This is a genomic window from Bifidobacterium platyrrhinorum, from assembly GCF_010667645.1.
GTDB classification, from domain to species: domain Bacteria; phylum Actinomycetota; class Actinomycetes; order Actinomycetales; family Bifidobacteriaceae; genus Bifidobacterium; species Bifidobacterium platyrrhinorum.
The window spans coordinates 83123-103935 of sequence record NZ_WHZV01000006.1; the positions used below are offsets into that span (position 1 = coordinate 83123).

17 protein-coding genes are annotated in these 20813 nt (G+C 65.8%); 8 read left to right on the forward strand and 9 right to left on the reverse strand.

Annotated elements, in window-relative coordinates; genetic code table 11:
• Nucleotides 1–104: 104 nt before the first annotated feature.
• From GFD21_RS07595 to dnaA, 7 genes are all read right to left on the reverse strand, one after another.
• Nucleotides 105–662: a DUF3566 domain-containing protein gene (locus GFD21_RS07595; RefSeq protein ID WP_404801569.1), complete on the reverse strand. Its 558-nt coding sequence runs from the start codon at nt 660–662 to the stop codon at nt 105–107.
• 195 nt (nt 663–857) lie between these two features.
• On the reverse strand, nt 858–3557 hold the full coding sequence (gene gyrA / locus GFD21_RS07600; protein WP_318643744.1) for a DNA gyrase subunit A: 2700 nt from the start codon (nt 3555–3557) through the stop codon (nt 858–860).
• Between the two features lie 46 nt (nt 3558–3603).
• Nucleotides 3604–5706 (reverse strand): DNA topoisomerase (ATP-hydrolyzing) subunit B, encoded by a 2103-nt coding sequence (gene gyrB, locus GFD21_RS07605; protein ID WP_404801567.1) that lies wholly within the window; start codon nt 5704–5706, stop codon nt 3604–3606.
• Nucleotides 5707–5950: 244 nt separating this feature from the next.
• On the reverse strand, nt 5951–6421 hold the full coding sequence (locus GFD21_RS07610; RefSeq protein WP_163197367.1) for a DciA family protein: 471 nt from the start codon (nt 6419–6421) through the stop codon (nt 5951–5953).
• Complete coding sequence (gene recF / locus GFD21_RS07615; RefSeq protein WP_163197368.1) at nt 6418–7644, reverse strand: DNA replication/repair protein RecF; 1227 nt, start codon at nt 7642–7644, stop codon at nt 6418–6420. Before recF ends, GFD21_RS07610 begins: the two co-directional genes overlap by 4 nt.
• A 131-nt stretch (nt 7645–7775) precedes the next feature.
• Nucleotides 7776–8900, reverse strand: coding sequence for a DNA polymerase III subunit beta (gene dnaN, locus GFD21_RS07620; protein ID WP_163197369.1), 1125 nt, complete (start codon nt 8898–8900; stop codon nt 7776–7778).
• An 895-nt stretch (nt 8901–9795) separates the two neighbouring features.
• Nucleotides 9796–11370, reverse strand: coding sequence for a chromosomal replication initiator protein DnaA (gene dnaA, locus GFD21_RS07625; protein WP_163197370.1), 1575 nt, complete (start codon nt 11368–11370; stop codon nt 9796–9798).
• A gap of 314 nt (nt 11371–11684) precedes the next feature.
• On the opposite strand from dnaA, the gene rpmH reads away from it, so the two are divergent.
• The 8 genes from rpmH (at nt 11685) to GFD21_RS07665 (ending at nt 17440) form a co-directional block, all read left to right on the forward strand.
• On the forward strand, nt 11685–11819 hold the full coding sequence (rpmH, locus tag GFD21_RS07630) for a 50S ribosomal protein L34 (protein ID WP_007054596.1): 135 nt from the start codon (nt 11685–11687) through the stop codon (nt 11817–11819).
• Nucleotides 11820–11845: 26 nt separating this feature from the next.
• Nucleotides 11846–12211 (forward strand): ribonuclease P protein component, encoded by a 366-nt coding sequence (gene rnpA, locus GFD21_RS07635; RefSeq protein WP_163197371.1) that lies wholly within the window; start codon nt 11846–11848, stop codon nt 12209–12211.
• Nucleotides 12212–12240: 29 nt separating this feature from the next.
• Complete coding sequence (gene yidD / locus GFD21_RS07640) at nt 12241–12540, forward strand: membrane protein insertion efficiency factor YidD (protein ID WP_163197432.1); 300 nt, start codon at nt 12241–12243, stop codon at nt 12538–12540.
• A complete protein-coding gene (gene yidC / locus GFD21_RS07645) occupies nt 12540–13553 on the forward strand; it encodes a membrane protein insertase YidC (RefSeq protein WP_318643747.1) in 1014 nt (337 codons plus the stop codon). Before yidD ends, yidC begins: the two co-directional genes overlap by 1 nt.
• A 142-nt stretch (nt 13554–13695) precedes the next feature.
• On the forward strand, nt 13696–14217 hold the full coding sequence (locus GFD21_RS07650; RefSeq protein ID WP_163197373.1) for a Jag family protein: 522 nt from the start codon (nt 13696–13698) through the stop codon (nt 14215–14217).
• Between the two features lie 46 nt (nt 14218–14263).
• Complete coding sequence (gene rsmG, locus GFD21_RS07655; RefSeq protein WP_163197374.1) at nt 14264–14932, forward strand: 16S rRNA (guanine(527)-N(7))-methyltransferase RsmG; 669 nt, start codon at nt 14264–14266, stop codon at nt 14930–14932.
• 278 nt (nt 14933–15210) lie between these two features.
• Nucleotides 15211–16155 carry a ParA family protein gene (locus GFD21_RS07660; protein ID WP_163197434.1) on the forward strand — a complete coding sequence of 315 codons (945 nt, stop codon included), beginning with the start codon at nt 15211–15213 and terminating at the stop codon, nt 16153–16155.
• Nucleotide 16156: 1 nt separating this feature from the next.
• Nucleotides 16157–17440 (forward strand): ParB/RepB/Spo0J family partition protein, encoded by a 1284-nt coding sequence (locus tag GFD21_RS07665; protein ID WP_163197375.1) that lies wholly within the window; start codon nt 16157–16159, stop codon nt 17438–17440.
• A 184-nt stretch (nt 17441–17624) separates the two neighbouring features.
• Here GFD21_RS07665 and GFD21_RS07670 read toward each other — a convergent pair whose 3' ends face one another.
• Nucleotides 17625–18776, reverse strand: coding sequence for an NAD(P)/FAD-dependent oxidoreductase (locus GFD21_RS07670; protein WP_163197376.1), 1152 nt, complete (start codon nt 18774–18776; stop codon nt 17625–17627).
• Between the two features lie 92 nt (nt 18777–18868).
• Complete coding sequence (locus GFD21_RS07675) at nt 18869–20782, reverse strand: protein kinase family protein (protein ID WP_163197377.1); 1914 nt, start codon at nt 20780–20782, stop codon at nt 18869–18871.
• Nucleotides 20783–20813: the final 31 nt, after the last annotated feature.

The window sequence follows — 20813 nt, forward strand, 5'->3', positions numbered from 1 at the left end:
TCTTCGATGAAGTTTCGACGCAGCCCGATGATCGGCTCCGAATATGCGAAAGGCCCGCCGAAGCGGGCCCTGCAAGCTTGACCGTACGCCGACCGTACGTTGGATCAGTCGTCGCCGAGCGTGACGTGCACGCCGCCGACGAGGGAGCTCACGACGTTGTAGATCGCGGCGACGATCACGGCGAGGAGCGTGAACAGCACGATCTCGATGATCGAGAAAATCGTGACCGCGGACAACACGGTGGGCAGCGAGAACACCTGCGCCAGGTTGAAGCCGTCGGCGTTCAGACCGGTGGAGGCGACGATCTGCGTGATCTGATCGAACACGCCGACCACGTTGAGCAGCACCCACACGAGCGCGGCGGCGACGATCTGGATGAGCGCGCCGGCGATCGACATCATGAAGGAGACCTTGCCGACGCTCCACACGTTGAGACGGGTGAGCGACAGGTTCATGCGGCGGGCGCGCGGGGTGCCGCGGCGCACGGCCGGACGGACCTTGATGCCCGACTGCGCCTTGGACTCGGCGTGCTCGCGGGCCTTCTCCTCGTCGATCAGCGGCTTGTTGGACACGGAACGGGCGACGCGCGGAGCATGCTCATGGCCTTCCGCGGCCTCGGAGGCCGGTTCGGCCGGGGCCTCGGGCGCGACGGCGGCCGGCACCGCGGCCGTCGGAGCCTCCGGCACGGACTGCACCGGCAGCGCGGTGGTCTCGCCGGACTCGGGGCGCTCGGGCAGCTTCACTTCAGGCACGTGCTCCTCGTGCAGCTCTTCTTGGTTGTCGCTCATGTTGCTCCTTCACGATTGCGATCGTATGTCCGCGAATCTCTAGCCGAGACTAGCAATCTTCGCAGACGATTACTCGGCCTGACCGGCGTTGTTCACGGTTTCCGCGGCTACGGCCCCATCGGAGGCCCCACCGGCGGCCTGCGCGGCCTCGGAGGCGGCCCCGCCCTCCTGCGGCTCGTCGTCCCCGTCCGTCTCCTCGTTGCGCGCGATGGAGATGATCTCGTCGCCCTTGTCGGGCTTGGCGAGGGTGACGCCCTGGGTGTTGCGGCCGGTGCGCTTGACCTCGGCCACGTCGGAGCGGATCACCTTGCCGGACTTCATGATGGCGAGCACCTGGTCGTCCTCGGAGACGACGACCGCGCCGACCAGCGAGCCGCGGCCCTCGGCCAGCTGCAGCGCCTTGACGCCGAAGCCGTTGCGGCCCTGGAGACGGTATTCGCTGATGGCGGTGCGCTTGGCGAAGCCCTCGTCCGTGACGACGAGCAGGTCCTTGTCGGTCTCGGAGGGCACCACGTCCATGGCGAGCAGCTCGTCGCCGTCGCGGAACTTCATGCCCTGCACGCCGGCGGTCTGGCGGCCCATCGGGCGCAGCTGGCCGTCGTCCGCGGCGAACTTGAGGCTCATGCCGAGCTTGGAGACGAGGATGATGTCGTCCTCGGCGTTGCACAGCGCGGCGCCGATGAGCTCGTCGGCGGCCTCGCCGTTCTCGTCGGCCATGAGGCGCACGGCGATCAGGCCGCCCTGGCGCGGCGAATCGTATTCGGCCAGCGCGGTCTTCTTCACCTTGCCGGAACGCGTGGCGAGCACCAGGTACTTGGCCACCTCGTAGTTCGGGATGGACAGCACGGCCTGGATGGTCTCGTCCGGGCCGAACTGCAGCAGGTTCGCCACATGCTGGCCCTTCGAGTCGCGCGAGCCCTCGGGCAGCTCGTACGCCTTGAGACGGTACACGCGGCCCTTGTTCGTGAAGAACAGCAGCCAGTTGTGCGTGGAGGTGAGGAAGAAGTGGTCCACCACGTCGTCCTCGCGCAGCTTGGCGCCCTTGATGCCCTTGCCGCCGCGGTGCTGCGCGCGGTATTCGTCGGCCTTGGTGCGCTTGACGAAGCCGGAGTGCGTGACGGTGACGACCACGTTCTCCTCCGGGATGAGGTCCTCCTCGGTCATGTCGCCGGAGAACGGCAGGATGCGCGTGCGGCGGTCGTCGCCGTACTTGGCGACGATCTCGTCGAGCTCGTCGCCGACGATCTTGCGCTGGCGTTCCGGCTTGGCGAGGATGTCCGCGTAGTCGGCGATCTTCCTCATGAGCTCGTTGTGCTCGTCGAGGATCTTCTGCCGTTCGAGGGCGGCGAGGCGGCGCAGCTGCATCGCGAGGATCGCGTCGGCCTGCACCTGGTCCACGTCGAGCAGCTCCATGAGGCCGGTGCGCGCGGCGTCGGCGTCGGGGGAGCGGCGGATCAGGGCCACGACCTCGTCGATCATGTCGAGGGCCTTGAGATAGCCCTGCAGGATGTGGTCGCGCTCCTCGGCCTCGCGCTTGAGGTACGCGGTGCGGCGGGCGATCACGTCGAGCTGGTGGGCGACCCAGTGGCGCACGAACGCGTCGAGGGAGAGCGTGCGCGGCACGCCGTCGACGAGCGCGAGCATGTTCGCGCCGAACGTCTGCTGCAGCTGGGAGTGCTTGTACAGGTTGTTGAGCACGACCTTCGGCACGGCGTCGCGCTTGAGCACGAGCACGAGGCGCTGGCCGGTGCGGCCGGACGTCTCGTCGCGCATGTCGGCGATGCCCTGGATCTTGCCGTCGCGCACGGCCTCGCGGATGGACACGACGAGACGGTCCGGGTTGACCTGGTACGGCAGCTCGGTGACGACCAGGCACATGCGGCCCTTGATCTCCTCGGTGTTCACCACGGCGCGCATGGTGATCAGGCCGCGGCCGGTGCGGTACGCCTGCTCGATGCCCTTGTGGCCGAGGATCGTCGCGCCGGTCGGGAAGTCGGGGCCCTTGATGCGGGCGATGAGCGCGTCGAGCAGCTCCTCGCGGCTCGCGTCCGGGTGGTCGAGCGCCCAGTGCACGCCGTCCGCCACCTCGCGCATGTTGTGCGGCGGGATGTTCGTCGCCATGCCGACGGCGATGCCGGACGAGCCGTTGCACAGCAGGTTCGGGAAGCGCGCGGGCAGCACGGTCGGCTCCTGCGTCTTGCCGTCGTAGTTGGGCACGAAGTCGACGGTCTCCTTGTCGATGTCGCGCACCATCTCCATCGAGAGCGGCGCCATGCGGCACTCGGTGTAACGCATGGCGGCGGCCGGGTCGTCGCCGGGGGAGCCGAAGTTGCCCTGGCCGTCGACGAGCATGTAGCGCATCGACCACGACTGGGCCATGCGCACGAGGGTGTCGTAGATCGCGGAGTCGCCGTGCGGGTGGTACTTGCCCATCACGTCGCCGACGACGCGGGAGCACTTGTTGTAGCCGCGGTCGGGGCGGTAGCCGCCGTCGTACATCGCGTAGATCACGCGGCGGTGCACGGGCTTCAAACCGTCGCGCACGTCCGGCAGGGCGCGGTCCACGATGACGCTCATCGCGTACGCGAGGTAGGACTCGCGCATCTCGACCTGAAGGTCCTTGCGCTGGATGCGTTCGCCGGTCATCAGACCGTAGTCGGTGTTGTCGGCCTCCTGGGGGCTCAACGGCTCCATCGAGCCGTCGCCGGTCGGCTGGCCGTCGACCTGGCCCTCGTTCAGGCCGTTGTCGTTGTTGTTCTCGTCTGCCACTTGATTGTCCTTTTATCGTCCAAGTCCTAGAAGGATCCCCAGGGGATCACGCGTCGATCCAGGCGGCGTTGCGGGCGTTGCGCTGGATGAAGAGTCGACGGGGCTCGACCTCGTCGCCCATGAGCATCGAGAACGTCTCGTCGGCCGCGGCGGCGTCCTCGATCTGCACCTGCTTGAGCACGCGGTGCTCCGGGTCCATGGTCGTCTCCCACAGCTCCTGGTAGCTCATCTCGCCCAGGCCCTTGTAGCGCTGGATGCCCTCGCCCTTCGGCAGCTGGCGGCCCTTCGCCTTGCCTTCGGCGAGCACGCGGTCGCGTTCGGAGTCGGTGTACACGAAGTCGTGCGGGCCCTTGGTCCACTTGAGGCGGTACAGCGGCGGCATGGCCACGTACACGTACCCGGCGGTGATCATCGGGCGCATGTAGCGGAAGAACAGCGTGAGGTTCAGCGTGGCGATGTGCGCGCCGTCCACATCGGCATCGGCCATGATGATGACCTTGTGGTAGCGCACCTTCGACAGGTCGAAGTCCTCGCCGTAGCCGCCGCCGACCGCGGTGATCAGCGATTCGATGGTGTCGGACTTCATCATGCGGTCGAGGCTGGCGCGCTCGGTGTTGAGGATCTTGCCCCTGAGCGGCAGGATGGCCTGCGTGATCGGGTTGCGGCCCTGGATCGCGGAGCCGCCTGCGGAGTCGCCCTCCACGATGAACAGCTCGCACTCCTCCGGATTGCTCGACTGGCAGTCCTTGAGCTTGTCCGGCATGCCGGCCGACTCGAAGATCGACTTGCGGCGCGTGTTCTCGCGCGCCTTCTTCGCGGCGAGACGCGCGCGGGAGGCCTCGATGGCCTTCTGGATGATGTTCTTCGACTCGCCCGGGTGCGCGTCGAACCAGTCGCCGAGCTTGTCGGTCATGACGCGCTGCACGAAGGTCTTCGCCTCGGAGTTGCCGAGCTTGGTCTTCGTCTGGCCCTCGAACTGCGGGGTGGTGAGCTTGACGGACACCACGGCCGTGAGTCCTTCGCGCACGTCGTCGCCGGACAGGTTCTCGTCCTTGTCCTTGAGGATGTTCTTCTCGCGCGCATAGCGGTTGACGAGCGAGGTGAGCGCCGCGCGGAAGCCCTCCTCGTGCGTGCCGCCCTCGGTGGTGGAGATCGTGTTGGCGAACGTGTGCACGGCCTCGGAGTAGGCGGTGGTCCACTGCATCGCGATCTCGGCGGAGATGCCGAGCTTGAGGTCCTCGGCGTCGAAGTTGATGACCTCGTCCTCGACGGGCGTGGCCTTGCGCGACTTCACCAGGTACGCGACGTAGTCCTTGATGCCGTTCGCGTACTGGTAGGTGACGGTCTGGTGCAGCTCCTCGGCGGCGTTGTCGCCGTCGCCGGCCACCTCGTCGCCGGCCTCGTCCACGTGGCGCAGGTCGGTCAGGGAGATCTTGAGGCCCTTGTTGAGGAACGCCATCTGCTGGAAGCGCGAGCGCAGCGTCTCGAAGTCGTAGACGGTGGTCTCGAAGATCGCCGGATCGGCCCAGAACGTGACGGACGTGCCGGTGGACTCGCCCTCGGCCATCGGCTCGCCCTTGGCGAGGCGGTCGGTCGGATGCTGGTTGAGGTACGTCTGGGTCCAGTGGAAGCCCTGGCGGCGCACCTCGACGTCCACGCGCGTGGACAGGGCGTTCACCACGGAGATGCCCACGCCGTGCAGGCCGCCGGAGACCGCGTAGCCGCCGCCGCCGAACTTGCCGCCGGCGTGCAGCTTGGTCATGACCGTCTCGACGCCGGAGATGCCCTCGCCGGGCACGATGTCGACCGGGATGCCGCGGCCGTCGTCGACGACGCGGATGCCGTTGTCCGGCAGGATCGTCACCTCGATGTGGCTCGCGTAGCCGGCCAGCGCCTCGTCGACGGAGTTGTCGACGATCTCGTACACGAGGTGGTGCAGGCCGCGCGGGCCCGTCGAGCCGATGTACATGCCCGGGCGGATGCGCACCGCCTCGAGGCCTTCGAGCACCTTCAGATCGGAGGCGTCGTAATGCTCGGGGGTCATCGACTCGTCGAGCTCGCCGTCCTGCAATTCGGTGGTATTGATATGTTCGTCCGCCGCCTTGAGCTGTTCTTCCTTGCTCTCGGCATTGTCCAACGAATCCGCCACAGGGCTTCCTTCCTACATGTTCCCTGCATGTAACTCCACGCGAAGGGTTGTTTCGCGGGCCATTGCCTCAAAAACGCCCGTTACGGGGTCATGGAGCGTTTTGACCATACTGCATGTGATTCTACTCGTTTTGCACGACGAGCGCTATAGGACCCCGTAGAAACGCGTTAGCGGGGATTGCGGCCTCCACGGCCGGCCCGGGGGCGGGGCACGGCCGCGGGCCGGGCGTCGCCCGCCCGCGGCGCTACCGCCGTCCCGTCCACCGGCGCTTGTAGCCGGCCGCGGGGCCGACCACGCGGATCCTCTCGATGGGCAGGCCCTCCAGGTTGCGGCGGATGGTGTCGGTGAGCTGGGGGATGAGGTAGGTGAGCTGCGTGGCCCACACCTGTGAGGCGGTGCCGATGGTGAGCACGCCGTCGTTGAGGCCGATCACGTGCGAATGCTGCGCGATGGCGGGCCCCACCACGCGGTCCCAGTGGTTGTTGAGCTCGGAGATCTTGAGGTGGGGGATCCAGTCGCCGTTGCGGGCGAGCAGGTTCGCCACGCCGCCGAGCCGAGCCGGGTCGCGCCCGGGCTTGCCGAAGCTCTCCCACGCGGCCTCGGCGCGGGCGGCGCGCGCCTTGCGCGACGATTCGCGCGCCGCGTACCGTTCGAACACCTGCGCCGGCAGTTCGCGCGGGTCGAGGCGCAGCGTCACGGCGATCGGCGGCCTCATCGCGCCGACGCCCCTCGCGGCGCCCCGGGCGCGTCCGGCGCATCCGCGCCGCGGGCCAGCCGAGCCACGTCGATGACGTTCACGGCAGGGCCGTGCGCATCGTCGCCGTCCTTGCCGCCGACGATGCGCGGGATGTCGCCCGCGGCGGCCACGGTGACGAGCACCTGGTCCTGCGCGGCGGCGAAGGCGAGGATCTGTTCGCGGCGGGATTCGTCGAGCTGGGCGAAGACGTCGTCGAGGATGACGACGGGCGAGGCACCGCGGTCGGCGGCCACGACCTCGAACAGCGCCATCTTGAGCGCCAGCGCCATCGTCCACATCTCGCCGTTCGAGGCGAATTCGCGGGCGGGCATCCCGTCGAGCGTGACGGCCAGGTCGTCGCGCTGGGGGCCGATGAGGTTCACGCCGCGCGACACCTCGCCGGCGTACAGCCGCTGGAAGTGCGCGGCGATCGCGGGACGGGGGTCGCCCGCGGCCTCCCCGTCGGCCCCGGAGGCCGTCTGCCGGGCCTGAAGGACCTCGGCGAACGACGGGGCGTAGGAGATGCCGGCCTCGCCGCGTCCGGACGCCAGACGGGCGTATATCGAGGCGTACGGGCCGGCGAGGCGGTCCACGACGTCGGCGCGCACGCGGGTGAGCGCGAGGCCGGCCTCGATGAACTGGCCGGTCCAGATCTCCAGGCCGCTCAGGGCCGCGTCGAACGCGCCCTCGCGCGCGCCGAGCTGCTTGAGCAGGGCCGCGCGCTGGCGGGCGATGCGTGTGAACTGCTGGAGCATGTCCGCGTAGCGGGGCACGAGCAGCGCGCCCGCCTGGTCGAGGAAGTTGCGCCGCGTGGCGGGGTCGCCGGAGACGAGGCGCTGGTCGTCGGGGGCGAAGGTGACGGACGGCACCTCGCCGACGATGTCGCGCAGGTAGCGGGAGGCACCGGAGTTGACGCGGGCGCGGTTCGCGCCGCGCGCCGCGATCGTCGCCTCGTAGGTGGTGGTCGTGTCGCCGTCGGTCACGTTCGCGCGGATCGTGGCCTTGCTCGCGCCGCGTGCGACGAGCGGCAGCGAGGAGGAGGTGCGGTGGCTGGTGCCGGTGGACAGCACCTCCACCGCCTCGACGATGTTCGTCTTGCCGAGGCCGTTCTCGCCGTGCAGCACGTTCACGCCGGGCGCGAGGTCGACCACGAGATGCTCCCAGGAGCGGTAGTGGTCGAGTGCGAGACGGGAGACGTACAACGCTGCGGCCTTTCGACGGGGACGGACTGTGTGATCAGAGTGATATTGATGGTGATATCGCTTGACGGTGTCGTTATTGCGATATCACCATCGCTATCACTTTTTGGGGTTTTCGAGCTCGGGGAACGGGCTCAGCTGTTGAAGCGCATCGGCACGAGCAGGTAGCGGTAGTCCATCGACTCGTCGGAGTCGGACTCCTGCTGGCCGTTGAATTCGACCGGCTTGACCGCGGTGGTCATCTTCATGCGCACGAACGGTTCGGTGATCGCGGTCAGGCCCTCGATGAGGTACGACGGGTTGAACGCGACGGTGATGTCCTCGCCGTCCATGTCGATGTCGATGACCTCGGTGGCCTGGGCCTCGTCGACGGCGCCGGCGGACAAGGTGAGCTCCTGGCCGGAGAACACCATGCGGATCGGGGCGTTGCGCTCGGCGACCAGGGCCACTCGCTTGATGGCGCCGACCAGGGCTTGCCTGTCGATGACCGCCTGGATCGGATAGTCGTCGGAGAACAGACGGTCGACCGCCGGGAACTCGCCGTCGATGAGCTGCGAGGTGGAGGTGCGGCCGGCGTTTTCGAAACCAAGCAGCGACGGGCTGTCCACATCGAAGTCGAGCACCACGTTCTGGTGCTCGTCGAGGGAACGGGACACATCGCGAAGCAGCGAACCGCGCACCAGGGTCGTCGTGTTGACGTCCATGTCCTGCGGGGTCCAGGTGAAGCTGGCGCGCGACAGGCGGAAACGGTCGGTCGAGGTCATGATCACCTTGTCGCCGTCGAACTGCATGCGCACGCCGGTGAGCACCGGGCGGTTCTCCTCGCGGGAGACGGCGACGCACGCCTGGGCGACCGCCTGCACGAAGGTCGGTGCGTCGACCTGGCCGAGTTTCGCCGGAATTCCGGGCAGATCCGGGTATTCTGCCTCGGGCATGAGCTGCAGCGTGAAGGTCGACTTGCCGGAGGTGATGGTCATCGTGGACTCGTCGGTGACGAGGGTGGTCTTCTCCGCGGGCAGCGACTTGGTGATGTCGGCGAGCAGTTTGCCGAGCACCAGCACGGAGCCGGATTCGTCGACGCCGGCCTCGATGTGGTGACGGGCGGAGATCTCGTAGTTGAACGCGGAAAGCTGCAGCGTTCCGTCGGCGGCCTCCAGCTTGACGCCGGCGAGAATCGGGTTGGACGGACGGGCGTCGATGACGCGGGAGGTCCACGCCACGGCGTCGGCCAATGCGGCGGAATCGATTTCGACCTTCATGGTGCCTGCTTTCGTGAGGTTGGCGCATCCGGACGGGTCACTCGTGTCCGGCATGCGGGAGATGTTCATCGGTTTTTCGAACTGCGACTCATTCTAGCGAGGCTCCGCGCTGCGCGCGTTCGCCCGCACCCGACGTAAGGGTCGGGATGATGGTGAGATAGGGAGAACGTAAGGTAATAGTCGTAATAAGGCCTGTGGATAGTGTGGAAAAAGTCCGTTCAGGGCTTGCGGTTGTTCGCCTCGCGATGGTGGGTGAATTGTGGATAACCCACGGGAAATCGTGTGGATAAGTACCCGAGTTATCCACAGGTCCACGCTTCGTCCACGGTTTTCCACAATCGGACGCATCTCATCCACCGGTTTTCCACATCCAGAGGGGACTAATCCACCGGTTATACACCGTGGTTACCCACATTTGTGAATAAGTATGTGGATAACTTTGCCCCACTTTTTTGCCTTCGTCGGAGTGTCGCAGGGTGTTTCCGGCTGGCAGAATCGCTCCTGACGAACGATTTCGATGATTTTTCCGAGGCCTTGCGAAAACCGTCGAAAACGTTCGCTGAGCGTGATTCTCCCGGACGAGGGGAGGATTCGGCATCGTCGCCGTCGTTCGGGAACCGGTTTCATGGAGGCCGTTTCCTCCGGCCCGGTCCGGGCATGCCGTCCGGCATGATGGCGCACAGCGAACGATTTCGGCGTTTTGGCCGAGCGTGCGCGAAAATCCCGGAAATCGTTCGTCAGAAACGATTCTCCCGGACGGAAGGTCGCGGTGGCGGCGCGGAAACGACGTGCCGGAACACGTCTGGATACGCCCGGATACGCCCGGATACGCCCGGACAACGGGCACCGGGGCCCGGAGGATCCGCTGGCAGGCCGCGGAATTCCGGCGAAACGCCTACTGCTGCTTTTGTTTGAAGTCGGTGTTGCCCTGCTTGAGGCGCACGGTGAGTTCCATCACGTAGTTGTAGATCTCCTGACGGTCCTGCATGCCGTTGGAGATGCGGTCGCAGGCGTGCATCACCGTGGTGTGGTCCTTGCCGCCGAACACCTTGCCGATGTCGACGAGGCTCAGACTGGTCATCTCGCGCGTGAGGTACATGGCCACCTGTCGCGCGATCGCGATGTTCTTCATGCGCGACTTGCCGGTGATGTCCTCGAACGTGAGGTGGAAGTAGCGCGCCACCTGGCTGATGATGTCGGTGGGCTTCACCTCCACGTCGGTGGTGAAGAAATCCTGCAGCGTCTGCTCGGCCATCGCGCGCGTGACCGGCTGGTTGCTCAGGCTGGCGACGGCGGTGACGCGCGTCAGCGCGCCCTCCAGCTCGCGGATGTTCTCCGTGAAGCGTTCGGCGATGAGATCGAGCACATCATTGGGGATGTTGCTGTGGTTCATCGAGGCCATCATGCGCAGGATGGCGATGCGGGTCTCGAGGTCCGGCGGCTTCACGTCGACGGTCAGACCCGAATCGAAGCGGGAGATGAGTCGCGCCTCGAAGCCCTTGAGGTTCTTCGGCGCCACATCGGAGGCGATGACGATGCGCTTGTTCGCCTGATGCAACGCGTTGAACGTGTGGAAGAACTGCTCCAGCGTGGCTTCCTTGCCGCCGAGGAACTGGATGTCGTCGATGAGCAGCACGTCGACCTCGCGGTAGCGGCGGTTGAACTCGGCGATCTGCCCCTGGTTCTGGGTCGTGTTCTGCAGCGCCTCGATGAATTCGTTGGTGAATTCCTCGGAGTTGACGTAGCGGACCTTGAGCCCCGGGTCCTTGACGAGCGCGTAGTTGCCGATCGCGTTGAGCAGGTGGGTCTTGCCCAGACCGGATCCGCCGTAGATACACAGCGGGTTGAAGTCGCGGCCCGAGCCCTCGGCCACCGCCAGGGCGACGGTGCGGGCGAAACGGTTGGAATCGCCGGGGACGAACGTGTCGAACGTGGCGTTCTTGTTGAGATGCGTCTCCGGATCGCGGGCCACCTTGTTGCGGCTCATCGGGTATCCGGCGGACGTGGCCACGTCGATGGGCGTCGGCATGGTGGACGGCACCTTCGGCACCGGCGCGTTGGAACCGAACCGCTGCTCCTTGCCGAGATCGGCGATGGTCGGCGATTCGGCCGCGGCGGCGGCGCGCTCGGCCCGGTTCCTCTGCGGTTGGGGCGCGGGCTTGCGGCTCGGGGCCGGCGCGGGGGCGGGACCCCGGCGCGGCGCGATCTTGAACGCGGGGGTCATGTCCTGACCGGTGACCATCTTCATCGCGTCCAGCAGCGGATGCCGCAGTTCGTTCTCCAACGCCTGGCGGGTCCCGGCGTTCTCGACGCACAGCACGATGGTCGTGCCGAACACGCCCTCCGGGTACACGCCTTCCAGCCATCCCTTGTCACGCGGGGTGAGCGACGAGTTGTGCTTGAGCAGCGTGAGCGTGTCGGACCAGATATGGTTGGCTTCCGTCACTGGGTCATTCGACTCGGCGGCCATATCGATCCTCCTCTCAGGTGCCCGTCCGAATAAAGTGCGCCCCCCATTGTTACTCAATGCTTGGAAGTTATCCACAGGCTTGCGTGTTGCAATCATTGGGTTGTGAATAACATTCGTGTAATTTGTGGATAACTCGGGGCCGGGAATCGGCGGTATGACGCCTTTCCGGCGTGTCGCGGCGTGTCGCGTCCGCCGGCGAAATGTGGATAACATGCCCCTCGTGTTGACGTTGGGGGAGGGGTGAGGGTAGTTTGATATAGCTTGACTCACGTGGGAGCCGCGCGTCAGCGTGGCCGAAAGACTTAGGAGCAACTATGAAGAGGACCTTCCAGCCGAACAACCGCCGCCGTCACATGAAGCACGGCTTCCGTCTGCGCATGCGCACCCGTTCCGGCCGCGCCGTCATCAACCGTCGTCGCGCCAAGGGCCGCAAGTCCCTGTCCGCCTGATCGCAGACAGTCGGCGGCTGACCGCAGTGGAACGGCTGAAAAGCCACGGTGATTTCGTCGCCGTGCTCAAACGCCGTCACAAGGTTTCACGCAACGACATCGTCGTGCACTATCTGGTGCGCGACGATTCGTATACGCGAGGCGTTGTGCCGCGTGACGCACGACGTATGGGTCTTGCCGTATCCAAAGCGGTGGGCAACGCCGTCACCCGCAATACGGTCAAACGTCGTTTCCGCGTATTGGCGCGGCAGTATGAGGATCGCCTCCCCGAGGGATGCGACATCGTGCTGCGCGCGAAACCCACCGCCGCGCACGCCTCGTTCGCCTCGTTGGACGAGCAGGTGGCGTCCGGGTTCGCGAAGGTCGCCGTCAGAATCGCGCAGGGACGATGAACCGCGCGGCCGGGGGAGTCGGCGGGCTGATGATTCGCGGGGTGCGCTGGTACCAGCGCCGTTTCTCCGCGCATCGCGCCGTACCCTGCTGCCGGTATTACCCGAGCTGTTCGAACTACGCCATCCAGGCCATTCGTCGGTTCGGCGCCTGCCGCGGCGGGCTGTTGGCCGTGCTGCGATTGTTACGATGCCGGCCGTGGAGCCGTGGCGGCATCGATGACGTGCCGCGGCGGTTTTCGCCGTTCTATCGTTTCCGCTGGTCCAAAGCCCATGAGGAACCTCGATTGACGCCGCTGCCGACTGATGAATGGGGGGATCCCTTACCATGATTAACCAAAACGTATTCTATCTCGACACCGGTTTCTGGGGTTGGTTGTACAAGATCCTGACTCCGGTCGAATGGCTCATGACGCAGATCATGGACCTGTTCCACTCCTTCCTGGTCATGCTCGGCATGCACCCGGTCGGTGTCTCGTGGGTCTTCTCCATCATCTTCCTTGTGCTCTTCGTGCAGGCGTGCATCTTCCCGATCTTCTACAAGCAGATGAAGTCGATGCGCAAGATGCAGGCGCTGCAGCCGAAGATGCAGAAGATCCAGAACAAGTACAAGGGCAAGACGGATCAGGCCAGCAAAGAGGCCATGAGCCGCGAGATGATGAAGCTCTACCAGGACAACGATGCGAACCCCGCCGGTTCGTGCCTGCCGATGCTGGTCCAGGGCCCCGTCTTCATGTGCATGTTCTACGTGCTGTCCGCCATTCCGTACATCGCCCGCGGCAAGCGCGCTGCGCTCGGCGCCTTCGACGTGGAGACCGCGAAGCAGTTCTCCGAGTCCAAGGTCCTCGGTCTGGTCAACACCACCGACACCTTCGGTTCCGGCGACCTGACGGTCAAGATCATCATCGGCGTGTTCGTGGCGCTCATGTGCGCCTGCATGTTCTACATGCAGTGGCTCAGCATGAACAAGAACATGAACCCCGCCACCATGCAGGGGCAGGCCGCCTCGATGCAGAAGGCTATGCTGTGGATCTTCCCGGTCATGTACATCTTCTCCGGCATCACCATGCCGTTTGCCGTGCTGGTCTACTGGCTGACGAACAACGTGTGCAACCTGCTGCGTACGTTCTGGCAGCTGTACGCGTTCCCGACCCCGGGATCGCCGGCGGCCGACGCCAAGGAGATCCGCGACCACGAAAAGGAGAACGCGCGCCGCGCCAAGTCCGGCCAGCAGTCCCTCGAGGAGGAGGCTCTGGATAAGGCCAAGGTCGAGGCCGAGCGCAAGGAATCCGAAGGTTATCAGCGCCAGCAGCCACAGCGCAAGCGCAAGCCCAAGAAGAAATGATGAGTAAGTAAGGCCCGATGTTTCACATGGAACATCGGGCCGAGCTGTCCGAAGCGGGGGAGCACCCCGGCTCGCCTACCGGGCTTGAACGGACGGCTGGTTTAGACTGTTCACATACGAACCATGATCGAAGGAGGACCTCATGGCCCAGGATGACGACAAGACGGTGGATCAGCTCAACGACGAAGCTGACATCGCGGCCGACTACCTTGAAGGACTGCTGGACATCGCCGACTACGACGGCGATATCGAGATGGGCGTGCGCAACGGCCGCCCGATGGTGCAGATCGTCGCCGACGACGACACCGACATCAAGCATCTCATCGGGCGCAACGGCGAGGTCGTCGACGCGCTCCAGCAGCTCACCCGTCTTGCCGTGCAGCAGAAGACCGGCGAGCGTTCCCGTCTCATCGTGGATGTGGACGGGTTCCTCAAGCGCAAGCGCCAGCGTCTGCACGACATCGCGCTTGACGCCGTGGACGAGGTGAAGGAGACCGGCGAGCCGGTCGACCTCAAGCCGATGAACTCGTTCGAACGCAAGGTCGTCCACGACGTCGTGCGCGAGGAGGGGCTCAAGTCCCGCTCCCACGGCGAGGAGCCGCACCGCTACGTCACCATCTACCTGCGTTCCAACGCCGACGCCTCCGACGTCGACGATGAGTGACGGGTACGATTCGATAGTCCGATAAGGAACAACAAGGGATACGTTCATGACCGACCAGTTGGATGGTTCGCCTGTTCTGCGTGAAGTCCTCGGCGATGCGTTCGAGCCGTTGCAGGAGTTTCACGTGAAACTCAAGAAGGAAGGGGAGCCGCGTGGCCTCATCGGGCCGCGCGACGTCGACATCATCTGGGAGCGGCATATCCTCAATTCGGCGGCGATCGTGCCGTTTATCCGCGAGGCGACCTCCGGCCTGCGCTTCAAGACGGTGGCCGACGTCGGCAGCGGCGGTGGATTCCCGGGCCTGGTCGCCGCGGCATGCCTGCCGGATCACGAGTTCACGCTGATCGAGCCGATGGAACGTCGCGTGGCATGGCTGAAGGAATGCCGCGACGAGATGGGACTGAAGAACGTGTCCGTGTTCCGCGCGCGTTCCGAGGAGGTCATCGACGCGATGCGCCACGACCGCAGCCTCCATCCGTACGCCGTGGTGACCTGCCGTGCGGTGGCGCCGATGACGAAACTGTCCGGCTGGACCCTGCCCTTGCTCAAACCGCAGGGGAGGTTGGTCGCCCTGAAAGGCCGTTCGGCACAGGCCGAGATCGACAAGGCGATGAAGGAGATCGGCAGGCAGCGTGGCGTGAACCCGCGTGTGGTCGAGGCCGAGGTCGGTCCGGGACTGGATCCGACGCATGTCGTGCTGGTCGACAAGCGATGATCGAGCACCGTCGACAGCCTGTGGTTATCCACAATTTTTCGTGGATGCAAAAGTTATCCACAATTTCAAATAAACGGGGGCGTTGATGAAAAACGTTGTCTCGTCAAGGATTTGGGGTTGTGGATAACCGCTGTCCACAACCCAGCCGTGGAGTTATCCACACTTATCCACATTTTTGTGGATAACATCGGTCACTGGTCGCACCTGTCCATGTGGATGGGGAAACTGGTGCAAGTTTGAGTCGTCAAGGAGAAGTCATGGCCGAAAAGAAGAAGCCGATGGAGTCCGCCGAGCAGACCATCAGACGCATCTTCGCCGAGGGGCAGTCCCCGGTGGGAGCGGAGATCGCGCTGGAGTCCGACCGCTACGCACAGCTGCAGAAGCAGACGTTCCCGAAGCCGTCCAAGACCAGGCTCATCGCCGTCGCCAACCAGAAGGGCGGCGTGGGCAAGACCACGTCGACCGTGAACCTCGCCGCGGCGCTGGCCAACAACGGCGCGCAGGTACTGGTGCTGGACATGGATCCGCAGGGCAACGCGTCCACCGCGTTGGGTGTGCGTCACGCGTCGGGGGAGCCGTCGGTGTACGACGTGCTCGAAGGCCGGCTCACCCTGGCCGAGGTCAAGCACCAGTGCCCCGATTTCGAAACCCTGGACGTGGTGCCCGCCTCCATTGATCTGTCCGGCGCCGAGCTCGAGGTCGCCGACCTGCCGAACCGCAACTCGCTGCTCAAGGAGGCCGTCGACAAGTTCCTCGCCGAATCGGACGTCCACTACGATTACGTGTTCATCGACTGCCCGCCGAGCCTGGGCCTGCTGGTCATCAACGCGATGTGCGCCGTGCATGAGATGCTCATCCCGATCCAGGCCGAGTACTATGCGCTCGAGGGTCTCGGCCAGCTCATCAACACCATCGGCCTCGTGCAGGACCACTTCAACCCCAGCCTGACCGTATCCACCATGCTGGTCACGATGTTCGACCGTCGCACGCTGCTCAGCCGCGAGGTCTTCAACGAGGTGAAGAACCATTACCCGTCGATCGTGCTGGAGACCACGATTCCCCGCACCGTGAAGATCTCCGAGGCGCCGAGCTTCAGCAAGAGCGTCATCGCCTACGATCCCCACGGCATGGGAGCCATTTCCTACGGCGAGGCCGCGCTGGAGATCGCGCGCCGTTCCGAAAACGTATTGGAAGCCATCGCGACTCGCATGAAGGAGGCCTGACATGTCATCGAAATCCCGTCTCGGCAAAGGCCTCGGCGCCCTGTTCCCGGAACTGCCGGGGGAGGAGACCACCGAGCAGAAGAAGCCGCTGCCGGCGCTGAAGAAGGTGCAGCCGGTTGTTCCACGTGAAACCGTGAAGGACGACAAGCCCGCCGAACCGGCCGTGAAGAAGCCAGCGAAACCGAAGAAGCGCGCCGCCATGCCCGCGCTGAACGACATCGCCCATCCGAGCGACATGTTCTTCAGCGAGACCATCGCCGCCCCGGCGGCACCGTCCGCAGCGGCTCCGGTCGCCCCGGCCGAGAACGTTTCACGTGAAACCGTAAAGGATGACAAGCCCGCGAAATCCGAGGACGTCGAACTGAAGCCGGTCGAGGGCGGCTACCTTGCCGAGCTCAAGCTCACGGACATCGGTCCCAACGCGCACCAGCCGCGGTCCGTCTTCGACGAGGACGACCTCAACGAGCTCTCCGCCTCCATCAAGGAGGTCGGCGTCCTGCAGCCGATCGTCGTACGGAAGCGTCCGGCCGCGCAGATCGAAGCCGCCCGCAAGGAGCAGGCCGGCCACGAACCGGCGAACCAGTTCGACGGTCGCATGGACAGCCCGTACGAGCTCATCATGGGTGAACGCCGTTGGCGCGCATCGCAGCTGGCCGGCCTGGAGACGATCCCCGCCATCGTCAAGACCACGGCCGACGACGACATGCTCCGCGACGCCCTGCTGGAGAACCTGCACCGCGTGGCGCTCAACCCGCTCGAAGAGGCCGCGGCCTACCAGCAGATGATTGACGAATTCGGTCTGACGCAGGCCCAGCTGTCCAAGTCGGTGTCCAAGTCTCGTCCGCAGATCGCCAACACGTTGCGACTGCTCAACCTGCCGAGCTCCGTGCAGAAGAAGGTCGCCGCCGGCATCCTGACCGCCGGCCATGCGCGCGCCCTGCTTGGCCTGAGCGACCCCGAGGCGATGGACAAGCTCGCCAACCGCATCATCGCGGAGGGCCTGTCCGTGCGCAGCACCGAGGAGATCGTCGCGCTGGCGAACCTCGACAGCAAGGAGCCGAAGAAGCCGAAGACGCGCAAGAACGATCCGTGGGCCGGTTCGCCGATCAAGAGCAACCTCGAGAACCACTTCGACACCAAGGTGTCCATCAAGGGCACGCCGAAGCACGGCCGCATCGAAATCGTGTTCTCGTCCCCCGAAGACATGGACCGCATCCTCGGCCTCCTCATGCCCGGTCAGTCCGAAGGTGGCGATCAGTCGTCCGCCGACGGACAGTGGGTGTGACGCATACGGTTCGTAACGTTCGGTAAGTGCGTTGTCGCGGGAGATGAAGGAACGCGATGTCGGACACGCTCAAGGCCGCTCGGCCAAGCATACGGTCCGACATCGCGTTCCTTCATCTCCCGCTCATTTCCAGCGTCGTGTCGCGATAGTGCCTCACCGCCCTTCACGGCAAACGCCACGAAAACTAGGCGAGCGTGGACAGGTATTCCTGGGCGTCGAGGGCGGCGCGGCATCCCATTCCGGCGGCGCTGATGGCCTGACGGTAGACGCGGTCGACGCAGTCGCCGGCGGCGAAGATGCCGGGACGGCTGGTGCGCGTGCTCGCGCCGTCGACGATGACGTATCCGTCGGCGTCCTTCTCGACGATGTCGCCCAGGAACGCGGTGGCGGGGGAATGCCCGATCGCGACGAACACGGCGGACGTGTCCAGCGTGCCGGTCGTTCCGGTCGCGGTGTTGCGGATGTCGATGGACATGACGTTGCCGGCGGCCGGTGCCGCGGCGGGCAACGAGATGCCGCCGAGGAGATTGTTGGCACCGGTGTTCGGTGTGGGACCAAGGGAAAGGGACTGCTGTCCCTGCGGTTTGTTCAGTGAGATCGTACGGCCGCCGAGATCGAGCTTGAGGCCGCTTGCCGCGGAACCCGTTGCGGTCGGCGCGGAGGTCTCCGTGTCTGCCGTGCCGCCGTGGATGGCGGTGACGACGGTGTTGGTGAGCAGGGTGAGCTTGTCGTTCGCGCGGGCGCGCTCCACCATGATCGCCGAGGCGCGGAACTCGTCGCGGCGATGGATCAGCGTGACCGACGAGCCGAAGCGCGTGAGGTACAGGGCCTCCTCGAATGCGGAATCGCCGCCGCCGACCACGACGATCGGCTTGTCCTTGAAGAAGAACCCGTCGCAGGTGGCGCAGTAGGAGACGCCGTGGCCGGAATATTCCTCCTCGCCGGGCACGTCCAGCTTGCGGTAGGAGGATCCGGTGGCCACGATGACCGCACGGGTGTCCAGCACGTCGCCGGAATCCAAGGTCAAGCGGGTCAGCGGGGAAGAGCCCTCGCCGGTTTCACCGGAAGGAACGGATTCGACGGACGTCACGTCCTCGGGGATGAACTCGGCGCCGAACCGTTCGGCCTGGGCGCGCATCGCGTCCATGAGATCGGGGCCGAGAATGCCTTCCGGGAAACCTGGGTAGTTCTCCACCTCCGTGGTGTTGACGAGCTGGCCGCCGGGCGCGAGGGCTCCGGTGACCACGACCGGATGCAGGCCGGCGCGGCCCAGATAGATGGCCGCGGTGTATCCCGCCGGGCCGGAGCCGATGATGCAAACGTTGTGTACAGTCATACCCGTCAGCCTAGCAAGCGAGGCGCACGGGCATCAGCTCCAGGCCGAAGACGAACAGCCCGTCCTGGAGACGACCCGCCCGATTCAGCGCCTCAGCGCCAATAGGCGTCGGTGACGTTGATGTACTCGATGCCGCCTTCGGAACCGGCGGAGGAGGACGAGTTCGACGAGGAACCGGACTGGCCGGAGGAGTTGGCATTGCCGGACTCGTCGCCGAACGGCACGTCGTCCAGATTCTGCTGGTCCGGCCACTGGTTGTTCTTGTCGACGCCCTTGTCCTGCGGGTTCGAATTGGTGTTGGTGAACGTCATCAGGGCGAACACCAGGCTGGCGATGACCACGACGGCGGCGACGATGACCACGACCACGGTGGTCGTCATCTTGCCGAACAGGCGCTGATCGGACAGGTCCTCGCCGGCGGAGGTGTCGTCGCTGATCGGCGACGGGCTCGGCGCGAAGCTGGGCGGCACGGAGGCGGGCATGCCGTTGCCGGCTGCGGCGTCATGATGCGGCGTGATGGCGATCGGCGCCGCGGCGGCGTTCTGATGCCCGAACGTGGTGATGGTCGCATCCATGTCGGGGGCGCCGGCCGGGGCGGACGAGGCCGCACCGGCACCGGCGGGAGCGCCGGCGGTGCCGGTGCCGTGCGTGGCGGCGTCATGCGGATGACGGATGGCGGACACGTTGATGGCCTCGGTGGCCATGTTCGGGTCGACCACGACGGGGATGCGCGTCGTCTCCTCGCCCGGGTTGAGCCCCGCGGGCACCGACGCGGAGGACGGGTAGGTCTGGAACGAGAAATCGTGGAACAGGTCGTCGGTGCCGGTATGGTATTCGACCGTCTGGTACTGGTTGTCCGACTTGGCGCCGCGGCCGCGGCCATTCCTGCCGGAATCGGCGTTCGCGCCGCCCGCGGCGGCCGACTTCGGGCGCTCGGGCAGATCCGGCATGACGAGCGGGCGGCCGTTGGCGGCCATGCCCGACGGTGCGTCCGCGCCGGCGGTGCCCGCGGTGTGGCCCAGCACGCGCGGGGAGTAGTTGTCGAACGCGGCCTGCATCTCGGCGAAGGTCTGTCGGTTCTGCTCGGCCACCACGCGTTCGGCGTGACGGGCGGCCTCGGCCTCCGTGAGCGGACGGTGGATGGTGAGGTCCGGCAGCTTCTCCGACGTGACGGCGCCGGCTGGCAGTTCGACGAATTCCTGCTCGTCGAGCGGGCGCAGCATGGCGGTGGAGATGGACCCGTTGCCCGGGTCGGTGGGCAGCGCCAGATCGTGGTCGGCCAGCGCGGTGAGAGGCGTGCAGTCGCCCAGCAGCGCGGTCAGCTCGCCGAGCGTGAGCATCGGCTCGCCGCGGCGGCCCTGCTCGTTGGTCAGTTCGAGGCCACGGGAGAGGATCACGCGGAACTCCGGCGGGATGTCGCCGCTGATGGCGTTCAGGTCGTATGTGGTGCCCGGCTTGGACGGGGTGCGCGTGAGCAGCGCGTACAGCACGCCCGCCAGCTGGCGGATGGCGAGCTGCTCGCCCTGCATCGTGTCGGGGGCTCCCGTCGGTTCGGCGAGCATGCCGGACAGCGGGGCGTCGGCGATCTCCACGCCCTGCACCGAGATGCGGATCGTGTCGGTGGACAGGCGCGGCTGCTGGAGGGCGCCGGCGATCACGGCGGCCTCGCCGATGATCGAGCGCATCGCCTCGAAGCTGATGGTGCCGCTCGCCGGTCCGTTGAGGTATTCGGTCAGCGACAGGCCGGTCTCCACGCGCGTGATGAGCACGGCGGCCTTGTCCGCCCTGCGGAACTGAAGCACCGGCGTGATGCCGTTCTTGCGGCCCAGCTGCGAGGCGAGCGAGGAGATGTCCTCGATGGTGCTCGGGGCGGTGAGCACGAACAGCTGGCAGTCGTGGGCGAGCACGCGGTCGTTGGCCTTCCAGGCCTGTACGCCGGGCTCGTCGCGAAGCAGGGTGACCAGGGTGTACCGGTTGAAGAGCGTGTCTCCCAGCTGAGGCTTCATAGTTCCTTCGACTCCGTAATGCATAAGCGCT